Origin of the sequence: Shewanella sp. Iso12 (genome assembly GCF_012030025.1) — a bacterium.
Lineage (GTDB): Bacteria > Pseudomonadota > Gammaproteobacteria > Enterobacterales > Shewanellaceae > Shewanella > Shewanella algae.
Genome location: NZ_JAAUHW010000001.1, coordinates 569312 through 581783, shown reverse-complemented (window position 1 = coordinate 581783; position 12472 = coordinate 569312). Strand labels below are relative to the sequence as shown.

General features: G+C 54.1%; 12 protein-coding genes. All 12 read left to right on the top strand.

What is annotated here, in order from left to right:
* The first annotated feature begins 88 nt into the window (after positions 1-88).
* The 12 genes from HCX89_RS02575 to fliI all read left to right on the top strand — a co-directional run bounded on the left by HCX89_RS02575 (position 89) and on the right by fliI (position 12392).
* Positions 89-466, top strand: a complete 378-nt coding sequence (locus HCX89_RS02575; protein ID WP_025011056.1) for a flagellar protein FlaG — start codon at positions 89-91, stop codon at positions 464-466.
* A 27-nt stretch (positions 467-493) separates the two neighbouring features.
* On the top strand, positions 494-1864 hold the full coding sequence (gene fliD, locus HCX89_RS02570; RefSeq protein WP_044734078.1) for a flagellar filament capping protein FliD: 1371 nt from the start codon (positions 494-496) through the stop codon (positions 1862-1864).
* Positions 1865-1876: 12 nt separating this feature from the next.
* Positions 1877-2200 (top strand): hypothetical protein, encoded by a 324-nt coding sequence (locus HCX89_RS02565; RefSeq protein WP_025011057.1) that lies wholly within the window; start codon positions 1877-1879, stop codon positions 2198-2200.
* Positions 2201-2206: 6 nt separating this feature from the next.
* A complete protein-coding gene (gene fliS, locus HCX89_RS02560; protein WP_025011058.1) occupies positions 2207-2617 on the top strand; it encodes a flagellar export chaperone FliS in 411 nt (136 codons plus the stop codon).
* A 278-nt stretch (positions 2618-2895) separates the two neighbouring features.
* Complete coding sequence (locus HCX89_RS02555; protein ID WP_028779126.1) at positions 2896-4326, top strand: sigma-54-dependent Fis family transcriptional regulator; 1431 nt, start codon at positions 2896-2898, stop codon at positions 4324-4326.
* A 79-nt stretch (positions 4327-4405) separates the two neighbouring features.
* On the top strand, positions 4406-5470 hold the full coding sequence (locus tag HCX89_RS02550) for a PAS domain-containing sensor histidine kinase (protein ID WP_144225128.1): 1065 nt from the start codon (positions 4406-4408) through the stop codon (positions 5468-5470).
* A complete protein-coding gene (locus HCX89_RS02545; protein ID WP_044734080.1) occupies positions 5467-6798 on the top strand; it encodes a sigma-54 dependent transcriptional regulator in 1332 nt (443 codons plus the stop codon). Before HCX89_RS02550 ends, HCX89_RS02545 begins: the two co-directional genes overlap by 4 nt.
* Before the next feature lie 177 nt (positions 6799-6975).
* A complete protein-coding gene (gene fliE, locus HCX89_RS02540) occupies positions 6976-7308 on the top strand; it encodes a flagellar hook-basal body complex protein FliE (protein WP_025011060.1) in 333 nt (110 codons plus the stop codon).
* Between the two features lie 41 nt (positions 7309-7349).
* Positions 7350-9059 (top strand): flagellar basal-body MS-ring/collar protein FliF, encoded by a 1710-nt coding sequence (gene fliF / locus HCX89_RS02535; protein ID WP_071237829.1) that lies wholly within the window; start codon positions 7350-7352, stop codon positions 9057-9059.
* Positions 9052-10095, top strand: a complete 1044-nt coding sequence (gene fliG, locus HCX89_RS02530; protein WP_025011061.1) for a flagellar motor switch protein FliG — start codon at positions 9052-9054, stop codon at positions 10093-10095. The genes fliF and fliG overlap by 8 nt, the downstream gene beginning before the upstream one ends.
* 13 nt (positions 10096-10108) lie before the next feature.
* Positions 10109-11083, top strand: a complete 975-nt coding sequence (gene fliH, locus HCX89_RS02525) for a flagellar assembly protein FliH (RefSeq protein ID WP_167714951.1) — start codon at positions 10109-10111, stop codon at positions 11081-11083.
* A complete protein-coding gene (fliI, locus tag HCX89_RS02520; RefSeq protein ID WP_167715156.1) occupies positions 11052-12392 on the top strand; it encodes a flagellar protein export ATPase FliI in 1341 nt (446 codons plus the stop codon). The genes fliH and fliI overlap by 32 nt, the downstream gene beginning before the upstream one ends.
* Positions 12393-12472 lie beyond the last annotated feature (80 nt).

Here is a 12472-nt window from a genome sequence, read left to right as displayed (position 1 = left end):
AGGGAGGTTCGGCAACGGATCTCCCTTTGCTGCATTCATGGAAGGAAGATATTGAAGGCAGTTAGGTCAACTGAGTGGAGAATAGGCGATGGAAGTTACTACCTTATCCAATGCTGTCCCAGTGAGGACAGAAGTGAAGCCGGGACAGTTGAAAGAAGCTGCCCCCAAGAACGCGGAAACCGAGGCGACAGCCTTGCTCAAGCCGGTCGATGAGGCGGAGCAGAACAAGGAGGCGCAGCAAGATCCCGAGCAGCTGCAGCAGGTGGCGGAAGAACTCTCCAATACCATGTCTATGATGCGCAAGGGACTGGCATTCAAAGTGGACGAAACATCCGGTACTCACGTTGTCAGCGTGATGGATGTAGACTCAGGGGATGTGATAAGACAGATCCCCAGCGAGGAAGCTTTGGAGCTGGCTGCTAAACTTTCAGAAGTAGCAGGACTGCTGATGAAGACGGAAGCCTAAAAGGCTTAACGTGAGATAGAGGTTGATATGGCATTAACAGCAACAGGTTTGGGGTCGGGGCTCAATATTACCGAGATCGTCAAGGTCTTGGTTGACGCCGAGAAAGTGCCTAAAGAGGCGATTTTCAATAAGACCGAAGATACGATAGATGCCAAGGTTTCTGCCATAGGAACCCTCAAGAGCCAGCTGTCCAAGTTCCAGGATGCGCTGAAAAAGCTCCAGGATGGCGGCGCCTTGAATCAACGTACTGTCACCTTGGGCAACGAAGATTTCTTTACTGCCACTGCAGGTAAAAACTCTTTGCCCGGCTCCTACAACATCAAGATTGAGGCCTTGGCACAGCAACACAAGGTTGCCGGTGCTGCCACCGCCGATGCCAGTGCCGCGGTCGGTGAAGGAAGCCTACAATTTGCGGTCAATGGCGAGAATTTCAGCGTCGATGTGGAAGCCACAGATTCGCTTGAAGATATTGCCAAAAAAGTGAATGCCAATGCCGATAATTCGGGGGTTACCGCCACTGTCATTACCAGTGATGCCGGCAGCCGTTTGGTATTCAGCTCCGACAAAGAAGGCACGGATAACCAGATAAGCGTAACCGCAACTGATACTTCAGGTACCGGGCTTTCAGATATGTTTGGTGCCGGTAATCTTGAAGAGATCCAGGCTGCCAGCAACGCCGTACTCTATATTGACGGCCAGAAGCTGACCTCCCAATCCAATGAAGTGAAAGACGCCATCCCCGGCGTGACGCTCAACCTCACTGATGCTGATGTCAACAAGACCACCAAGCTGACCATAGCTCAGGATACCGATGCGGTTAAAGAAAACGTCAAAGGTTTTGTTGATGCCTACAATAGCCTGATCACCTCGATAGAAAAGCTCTCGGCCTATGATGTAGACAAAAAAGAGGCTGCAGCGCTGCAGGGGGACTCCATGATCCGCTCACTGGAATCTCAGTTACGCTCCGGGATCAGTGACAGGGTGGCGACGGCCGACGGTACTATTGCACTCTATGATATTGGCATTAAAACCGACAGATATGGCAAACTCTCGATTGATGATGCCAAGCTTGATGAGGCCATCAAGACCAATATGGACGGGGTCGAAGCGCTGTTTTCCACCAAGGATACCGGCCTAGCCAACGCCATGGATGAATTGGCCACGACCTACGTCAAGGCCGGTGGTGTAATAGACACCCGCAATCAGGCCTATACCGGCGATAAGCAACGTCTTGCGGATCAGCGTGAGGCCTTTGCCCTTAAAATGGAGTTGCTGGAAGCCAGATTGACCAAGCAGTTCAACGCCATGGATCTGGTGGTTGGCCAGTTGTCAGCACAGGGACAGAACGTTATCGGTGCCCTGAACTCCTTGCCGGGTGTCGTCAAGAAGAGTAGCTGATTGGGATAAAAGATGCAGGTAACTGAAGAACTGAATCAGATCAACGAATTGTTGCGCCGGGCTCTGGATTGTTTACTGACAATTCCCGCCGAGGATGAAAAAACTGACGAGTTGGTCTCTAATTTGCAAGAGCTGGTAAGCAGGCGTCAAACTTTGCTCCAGACCCTGATAGAGGAAGTGCAGAGTCCTGAGTTGCTAGAGGAGCAATTGGAGCTGACTGCCACTTTTGAGCAGCATGCCAAAGCGATACGCCAACAAAGGCAGGAGCTATTGGCGCTCAGGAGTCAGAACAAACGTCAGGTCAATGTTTACAAGTCTATAGATGCAAATAGGTAGGTATTTATGAGAGGGTCGCTACAGTCTTATCGTAAGGTGTCATTGGAGAGTGAAATCTCAGTTGCATCACCGCACAGGATCATTCAGTTGATGTTCAACGGCGCATTGGAGCGTATTGCCCAGAGTCGTTACGCCATAGAGCAAGGCGACCAGTCGTCCAAGGGAATTTTCATCAACAAGGCGATTGGTATTATCACAGGTCTCAGCAACAGCCTGAATATGGAAGCCGGTGGTGAGATAGCCAAGAATCTCAGCAACCTTTACGACTTTATGCTGCGGCGTATCTCTGAGGCCAATCTGAATAATGATGTTCAGGCGCTGGATGATGTTGCGGCCGTGCTGCGGGACATCAAAGAAGCCTGGGATGCCATTCCCGCTGATAAACATCACCTTACGGCTCACGAAGAAAACCGTTGAGTTATTAACCATTCGAGATAAAGGCGCCTTTGGCGCCTTTTTGACTTGCGCCATTTAATTGACGATATTAGCTCTTAAGTGCTGAATTTGGACTAAAATCAGGAAGGGTTAGGCAGAAAAGCCATCCTAGGCTTGCTTATATCGTGCCGATAATACAATATTCAGCATTGCTACAAATTTAGCTGAGTATGTGAAGAAAGCATTGCCAGACTTTCCAGAGCAACTAACACTAATAATTAATGCGAATCCATAATTGCCAAAGCTTAGCGGCCCACTGAATGATGCATACAGATCAACGAATTTTACTTGTCGGAAACCCCTCTGAGCGCACCAGTCGCTTATCTTGTGTTTTAGAGTTTATTGGTGAGCAAGTGGAAGTTGTGGCTCCCGAGGCTATCGACGCGCAATCTCCGGAAACTCGATGTCGGGCCATGATATTGGTCAGTGACGGCATAGAGGACGAGGCGCTGCAGTCACTGATGCTTAAACTGCCATGGCAGCCTATGTTGCTGTTGGGGCACAGCAATGCCAATCCTTCCAATCTACTCGGCAAGATTGAAGAACCTCTCAGCTATTCCCAACTGACCGAACTGTTGCATTTTTGCCAGGTCTTTGGTCAGGTCAAGCGGCCACAGGTACCAACCAGTGCCAACCAGACCAAGCTGTTCCGCAGCCTGGTAGGGCGCAGCGACGGCATTGCCAATGTGCGCCATCTGATTAACCAGGTTTCGGGATCTGATGCCACTGTGCTGGTGCTCGGGCCCTCTGGTACCGGCAAGGAAGTGGTCGCCCGTAATATTCATTATCTTTCAGAGCGTCGCGATGGCCCTTTTATTCCGGTCAACTGCGGCGCCATTCCACCTGAGCTGTTGGAAAGTGAACTGTTTGGCCATGAGAAAGGCTCCTTTACCGGTGCTATCAGTGCCCGTAAGGGACGTTTTGAGCTGGCCGAAGGCGGCACCCTGTTCCTCGATGAGATAGGTGATATGCCGCTGCAGATGCAGGTCAAGCTGCTGCGGGTGTTGCAGGAAAGAGTATTTGAACGTGTGGGTGGCAATAAGGCGATTACCGCCGATGTGCGAGTGGTAGCTGCGACCCACAGAGATCTGGAAACCATGATTGAAGGCGGTGAATTCCGCGAAGATCTCTTCTATCGCCTCAATGTGTTCCCCATCGAAATGCCACCTCTGTGTGAGCGTCGGGATGATATTCCGCTGCTGCTGCAGGAGTTGGTCAGTCGGGTATTCAACGAAGGCAAGGGACGGGTGCGCTTTACCCAACGCGCCATCGACTCTCTCAAGGAACACGCCTGGTCGGGCAATGTCCGCGAGCTGTCCAATCTGGTAGAAAGGTTGACTATCCTCTATCCGGGCGGCCTGGTCGATGTTAACGACCTGCCGGTCAAGTATCGCCATATCGATGTGCCCGAGTATTCGGTCGAGGTCAGTGAAGAGCAACTGGAACGTGATGCCTTGGCATCCATCTTCAATGACGAAGAGCCGGTCGATCTGCCAGAGACCCGTTTCCCCAGTGAGTTGCCTCCGGAAGGGGTCAATCTCAAGGATCTCTTGGCCGAATTGGAAATCGACATGATACGTCAGGCGCTGGATCAGCAGGACAACGTCGTTGCCCGCGCCGCTGAAATGCTGGGTATTCGCCGCACCACCTTGGTGGAGAAAATGCGCAAATACGGCATGAGTAAAGACTAAGCTACTGATAATTTAGATTTTTAAATTGGCATAAACTCTGCATTAACCCTGTCAGCATCGTATTTTTGACGGGGTTAATATGTCTGCAAGCCCACTGGCTCAGCTCGAAACCATCTCTCATCATGGCCGCGAATGGATCCCGATAAGGGAAGCCGCCAATATGTCCAATCGTATGGAGCATATTTTGCAGGCCATGCCTTCGGGCGTCGTTATCCTCAACGGTGACGGCTTGGTCAGTGAAGCCAACCCGGTTGCCGAATCTTTGTTGGGTGTTCCTCTGGTTGGTCAGCGCTGGCTGACTATCATCAATCGCGCCTTCGCGCCGCAAAAAGACGATGGTCATGAAGTTTCCCTGCGTAATGGCCGCCGGGTGAAGCTGGCGATTACGCCTCTGACCCCGGAGCAGGGGCAGCTGATTATGCTGACCGATCTCACCGAAACCCGACTGTTGCAGCAAAACCTTTCCCACCTTGAACGCTTGTCTGCGCTCGGGAAAATGGTCGCCACTCTGGCGCATCAAATACGCACCCCTTTGTCTGCCGCCTTACTCTATGCCGCCAACTTGGGCAGTCCAAGGCTGGATGCCGGCTCCAGAGAGCGTTTTCAGGGCAAATTACTCGACAGGCTTTCCGAGCTGGAGCAGCAGGTCAATGATATGTTGTTGATTGCCAAAGGTAAGCAAGAGGAAGCCTGCGATAGAGTGCCGTTCTCGACGGTGCTGGAAAAAGTCATGGCCAACTGTGAGCCCATCGCTGCCAGGCAAAACGTTGCATTGAGTCTGCAAATTGAAGGCGATAGCGAGATGCTGGTCAATCTTCATGGCTTGAGTTCTGCCATCAATAATCTGGTGATCAATAGCCTGGAAGCCGGTGCCACAAGAGTCATTTTGCGCCTGAGCTGCGAACAGGCACTGCGCCTCGATGTGATAGATAACGGCAAGGGCCTGGACAGCAAGATGCAAAAGCAGGTGCTGGAGCCTTTCTTCACCACCAAGCGTCAGGGTACAGGGCTTGGGCTGGCGGTGGTGCAGTCAGTGGTGCGCAGCCACGGCGGCAAATTGGACCTCAGCTGTAAGCTGGGTGCAGGTTGTACCGTCACGCTGACATTCCCGTTAACGACAGACTCTCAAGGAGGCGTGGCATGAGCGAAGCAAAAATTTTGTTGGTGGAAGACGATGCCGCGCTTCGGGAAGCACTGCTCGATACCTTGCTGCTCGCCAGTTATGAGTGCGTCGATGTCGCCAGCGCCGAAGAAGCGATAACCGCTTTGAAAGGTAATCGTTTTGATATGGTGATAAGCGATGTGCAGATGGAAGGTATCGGCGGTATGGGGCTGCTGGATTATCTGCGTCAGCAACATCCGCAGCTGCCGATCCTGTTGATGACAGCCTATGCCACCATCGACAATGCCGTCAGCGCAATCAAGCTGGGGGCCGTGGATTATCTCGCCAAGCCGTTTGCCCCTCAGGTATTGCTCAATCAGGTGAGTCGCTATTTACGTCCCAAGGTGGTTAGCGGCGGCCCAGTGGTGGCCGATGAAAAGAGCCTGGCCTTGCTGGCACTGGCGCAGCGGGTGGCCGCCTCAGAAGCCTCTGTGATGATAAGTGGCCCCAGCGGTTCGGGTAAAGAAGTGCTGGCTCGCTACATTCATCAGCACAGCCAAAGGCCTGACGGGCCTTTTGTGGCGATTAATTGCGCCGCCATCCCGGAAAATATGCTGGAAGCCACCTTGTTTGGCTACGAGAAAGGCGCCTTTACCGGGGCTTATCAGGCTTGCCCCGGTAAGTTTGAACAGGCTCATGGCGGCACTCTGTTGCTCGATGAAATTTCCGAGATGGAGCTGGCATTGCAGGCCAAGCTGCTGCGGGTGCTGCAGGAGCGCGAGGTTGAACGTTTGGGAGGCCGCAAGACCATCAAGCTCGATGTCCGGGTGCTGGCAACCTCCAACCGGGATCTGAAAGAGATGGTGGCCAAGGGCGAGTTTCGCGAAGACCTTTATTACAGGATCAATGTGTTTCCGCTTGCCTGGCCGGCACTGAACCAAAGACCGGCGGATATCATCCCGTTGGCCAAACATCTGTTGGCGCGTCACGCTGAAAACGCGGCGATTAACCCGGTGCCAGTTCTCAGCGATGCTGCGGTGCGACGTTTGTTGGCCCACCGCTGGCCGGGGAATGTCCGTGAGCTGGATAATGTGATCCAGCGGGCGTTGATCTTGAGTCAAGGGCAGATAGAAGCGGGCGATATTATTATCGATTTGCAGGATGTTGCTCTGGGAGAGACCACGGCCCCGGAAACGCCTGAAGCGCTCGGTGATGAGCTCAAGGCTCAGGAGCATGTGATTATTCTCGAGACTCTGGCCCAGTGTCAGGGCAGTCGCAAACTGGTGGCAGAGAAATTGGGGATCAGCGCCCGCACTCTCAGATACAAGATGGCGCGCATGCGCGAGATGGGCATAGAGGTGCCCGCCTGAGTCATCTCCAAAGCGGCCGTTAGGCCGCTTTCCAATTCCATTGTTTTTCTTCAGGCCCTGGGTGAATTCAGGGCGTTTACTTAGCTTAACTTTGACTATTCCATTTTTGGCAAACTAATTGCATAGAGTCTGGTAACCCAGATTTTTCGTCAATTCGCTGACGACAGGAGTGAGAAGATGCAAATAGGTGCCAATTCTTTATTGCAAGAAATGCAATCACTTAAAGGTGAAATTGCCCCAACGGGATTTCAGTCTTCGCCTGTACGCCAGGTGGGCAATACCACAGGAACTGATTTCGGCCAATTACTGGCCCAGGCCGTAGGCAATGTCAGTGAGTTGCAAAGCACATCATCCAATCTGGCCACCCGGCTGGAGATGGGCGACACCACAGTGTCTCTGTCTGACACTGTCATTGCCCGCGAGAAAGCCAGCGTCGCATTCGAGGCCACAGTGCAGGTGCGCAACAAGCTGGTCGAAGCCTACAAAGAGATTATGAGCATGCCTGTTTAAGGCATGCTTGCATCACAGATCCCGGATAACAGGAACGCACCGTGAGCACAGAATTAGTAGCAGGATCCAATGTTTCCGCCGGTGGAACAACGCTGGAAGGGGTCCAACAGGAAAACAAGTCGGGTGTATTGGGCTCCCTCGGGGGAGTGGATATGCTGCGGCAGATCACCATGATCCTGGCATTGGCTATCTGTCTGGCTCTGGCGGTATTTGTGATGATCTGGGCCCAGGAGCCAGAATATCGGCCACTGGGCAAGATGGATACCCAGGAGATGGTGCAGGTACTCGATGTGCTGGATAAGAACCGGGTACCGTACAAGATTGAAGTCGATGTGATCACTGTGCCTGAAGACAAGTATCAGGACGTGAAGATGATGCTGAGCCGCGCCGGCATAGATTCCAGTGCCGAGGCCAAGGATTATCTGAGCCAGGATTCCGGCTTTGGTGTCAGTCAGCGGATGGAACAGGCCAGGCTGAAGCAGAGTCAGGAGATGAACCTGGCGCGGGCGATTGAAGAGCTCAATAGTGTCAGCCGTGCCAAGGTGATCCTGGCGCTGCCGAAGGAAAATGTGTTCGCCCGCAATCGCGCCAAACCCAGTGCCACAGTGGTGGTCAATACCCGTAGGGGCGGTTTGGGACAGGAAGAGGTTGATGCGATAGTCGATATCGTTGCCTCAGCGGTTCATGGCATGGAACCCAGCCGGGTTACAGTGACAGACTCCAACGGCCGCTTGCTGAACTCAGGCAGTCAGGATGGGGTATCTGCCCGCGCCAGACGCGAGCTTGAGCTGGTGCAGCAAAAAGAAAACGAATACCGCACCAAGATTGACTCGATTCTGATGCCGATCCTCGGTCCGGAAAACTTCACATCCCAGGTGGATGTCAGCATGGACTTCACCGCGGTCGAGCAAACTGCCAAGCGTTTCAATCCGGATCTGCCATCACTTCGCAGTGAAATGACAGTGGAAAATAACAGCGTTGGTGGCAGCAGTGGCGGCATCCCCGGAGCCCTTTCCAATCAGCCGCCGATGGAGTCCAATATTCCTGAAAACGCTGCCGATGCTACAGAAAGCAGCAGTGTTACGTCAGGCAACAGCCATAGGGAAGCGACCCGTAACTTTGAGCTGGATACCACCATCAGCCATACCCGTCAGCAGATAGGTGTAGTACGCCGGGTCAGTGTCTCAGTGGCGGTCGACTACAAGGCAGGTGCTGCCGGTGAAAATGGTCAGGTCGCCAGAGTGCCTCGCACAGGTGAAGAGATGGCCAATATCCGTCGCTTGCTGGAAGGCGCCGTTGGCTTCAACAGCCAAAGGGGCGACATGATAGAAGTGGTGACTGTGCCCTTTATGGATCAGCTGGTTGAAGACCTGCCTGAGCCACCTCTGTGGGAGCAGCCCTGGTTCTGGCGGGCGATGAAACTCGGCATAGGTGCCTTGGTGATTTTGGTGCTTATCCTGTTCGTGGTGCGTCCCATGCTCAAACGCCTCATCTATCCCGATGGCCAGAATATGCCGGATGAACCTGCGCTGGGGCACGAGCTGGCAGATATTGAAGATCAGTACGCTGCCGACACCCTGGGTATGCTCAACCGCCCTGAAAGTGAATACAGCTATGCCGATGACGGTTCGATTCTGATACCGGATCTGCACAAAGATGATGATATGATTAAGGCCATACGTGCTCTGGTGGCCAATGAGCCTGAACTGTCCACCCAAGTGGTGAAGAACTGGTTGCAAGAAGATGCCTGAAAAAAAAGCGGATAAACCAGCCGAGAGCGGCTTCGATGTCAAGAATCTCAACGGGATTGAGAAGACCGCCATTTTGTTGCTGAGTCTCAGTGAAGCCGATGCGGCCTCTATTCTCAAACACTTGGAACCCAAACAGGTTCAAAAGGTGGGTATGGCCATGGCGGCCATGCAGGAGTTCGGCCAGGAGAAGGTGGTTGCGGTTCACAAGCTGTTTCTGGATGATATCCAGAAATACTCCTCCATAGGCTTTAACAGCGAAGAGTTTGTGCGTAAGGCACTGACTACCGCATTGGGTGAAGACAAGGCCGGTAATCTTATCGAGCAGATTGTCATGGGCAGTGGCGCCAAAGGCCTCGACTCGCTCAAGTGGATGGACGCCAGACAGGTGGCGACTATTATCCAGAACGAACACCCGCAGATCCAAACCATTGTACTGTCCTATCTTGAACCGGATCAGGCGGCGGAAATCTTTGCCCAGTTCCCGGAAAACACCCGTCTCGATTTGATGATGCGTATCGCCAACCTCGAAGAGGTGCAACCTGCAGCACTGCAGGAGCTTAACGACATCATGGAGAAACAGTTTGCCGGTCAGGGTGGCGCCCAGGCCGCCAAGATGGGTGGCTTGAAGGCTGCTGCCAACATTATGAACTACCTGGATACCGGGGTGGAGAGCCAACTGATGGAAACTCTGCGCGAGTCCGACGAAGAGATGGCGCAGCAGATCCAGGACTTGATGTTCGTGTTCGAAAACCTGATCGATGTCGACGACCGTGGCATTCAGACGCTGCTGCGGGAAGTGCAGCAGGATGTACTGATGAAGGCGCTCAAGGGCGCTGACGAGCCATTGAAGGAGAAGATCCTCGGCAATATGTCCAAACGTGCCGCCGAATTGCTGCGTGACGATCTCGAGGCCATGGGGCCAATTCGTATCAGCGAAGTGGAAGTGGCCCAGAAAGAGATATTGTCCATCGCCCGTCGCTTGTCCGATGCCGGAGAGATTATGCTCGGTGGCGGCGGCAGTGAAGAATTCCTCTGACAGGCGAGTTTGAATGACAGACAAAAAGGTGTCCCACAACATTTTACCGCCGGATGAAGCGGACGAGTTTGTTAATTGGCAGTTGCCCGATGTGGGTGACGCCATGCCGCTTAAGCCGAGTAATCTGTTTGGCTATAAGCCTGGACGCATAGAGCCCAAGGCCGCCGAAGAGGCTGTATCACCACCGACTTTGGCTGAAATCGAATCTATCCGCGAGCAAGCCGAGCAGGAAGGTTTTGCCGAAGGCAAGGAACAAGGGCTGGCCAAAGGCCTGGAGGAAGGCCGTCTTCAGGGCTTGGAACAGGGGCACAGTGAAGGTTTTGCCCAGGGGCTTGAGCAAGGCCGGGAAGAAGGCTTGCAACAGGCCGCCGCCATGATAGAGCGTTTCGATGCCTTGCTTGCTCAGTTCGAGGCGCCGCTGGCGCTGCTGGATACCCAGATAGAAGAATCGTTACTGACCTTGGTCGGCACTTTGGCGCGCAACCTCATAGCCCATGAGCTGAAGACCCACCCGGAACATATACTGGCGGCGCTCAGGCAAGGGATAGATGCCCTGCCACTCAAAGAGCAGAAAGTGAATCTGCGTTTGCACCCGGAAGATATGGCTTTGGTCAGCGAGCTCTACGGTGAAGAGCAACTGACACGTAACCGCTGGACACTGGAAGCCGATCCCGGCCTCAATCGTGGCGATTGTGTGGTGGACAGCCAACGCTCGCAAGTGGATATGCGCTTGGAAACCCGTTTGGAAGGGGTGTTTGCCAATCTTGAAGCCGAACAATCCATGTTGGCGAAAAAGGCCGCCCAGCAGCAGGCCGCAATAGACGATAGGCCAAGCCCGCCGCCACAGGACAGCGAGCAGGAGCAAACGCTTGCCGATGAACAAACAGCCGCTATGAGCGACAAGGCCGAGACCGCAAGCCAAGAGGGCGAACAGCCCAGCGAAGGAGACACTCATGATGCAGCAGCGCCGAAGCCAACTGCTGAGTGAACTCAAACACTTGGCCGAAAAGCAGGCGCCGTTTCAAGCGGTTGCCAGCGGCCAGTTGGTGCGGGTGGTTGGTCTGACGCTGGAAGCCAGTGGTTGCCGGGCGCCGGTCGGCAGTCTCTGCGCCATAGATACCATGGCGGGTAAGCTTATTGCCGAGGTGATAGGTTTTGACGATGAGCTATTGTATCTGATGCCGGTGGAAGAACTCAGGGGCGTGCTCCCCGGAGCCAAAGTGATGCCGCTCGGTGAGCAAACCGGGCTCAGTGTCGGTTTGAGTCTTCTTGGTCGGGTGCTGGACGGTAACGGCCAGCCGCTCGATGGTATGGGCGCCATGCACACAGACGAACAAGCCTCGCGCCATAGCCCGGCAATCAATCCCTTGGCCAGACGGGCGATTACCGAACCGCTCGATGTAGGCGTCAGAGCCATCAACGCCATGCTTACCGTGGGCAAGGGCCAACGTATGGGGCTCTTTGCCGGCTCCGGCGTGGGTAAGAGTGTGCTCCTTGGCATGATGACCCGCGGCACCACGGCCGACATTATTGTGGTTGGCCTGGTGGGGGAGCGTGGCCGGGAGGTGAAAGAGTTTATCGAAGAGATCCTGGGCGCAGAGGGGCGGGCCCGCTCTGTGGTCATAGCCGCCCCGGCCGATACCTCCCCCTTGATGCGCCTTCGTGCCTGCGAAACCTCGACTCGGATAGCCGAGTATTTTCGCGATCTCGGCTATGACGTCCTGCTGTTGATGGATAGCCTGACCCGTTACGCCCAGGCGCAGCGGGAAATCGCCCTGGCGGTCGGTGAGCCGCCGGCAACCAAAGGGTATCCGCCTTCAGTATTTGCCAAGTTGCCCCGTTTGGTGGAGCGCGCCGGTAATGGTGGTGAAGGTCAGGGCTCGATCACTGCCTTCTATACTGTGCTTACCGAAGGGGACGATCAGCAAGATCCCATTGCCGATGCCTCGCGGGCCATTTTGGACGGTCACATAGTGTTGTCACGGGCCTTGGCCGACTCAGGGCATTATCCGGCGATAGACATTGAAGCTTCCATCAGTCGGGTGGCACCCATGGTGATCAGCGAGGCGCACCTGGAAGCGATGCGGCGCGTCAAGCAGGTTTATTCGCTCTACCAGCAAAACCGGGATCTGATCTCCATTGGTGCCTATTCCCAAGGCTCGGATCCGCGTATCGACAACGCCATACGCCTGCAACCCGCCATGAACGCCTTTTTGCGGCAGGGGATGCGCGATGCCATCAGTTTCAGCGATTGCCAGCAGATGTTGGGGCAGCTTGCTGCCCAATGTAAGGTGTAATGCAATTCAGTGCAGGAGTTTGCGTGCTCGATAAAAAATTCAGTGACAATAGGGGGGTAGCCTGATCTCAATAGAGCGCC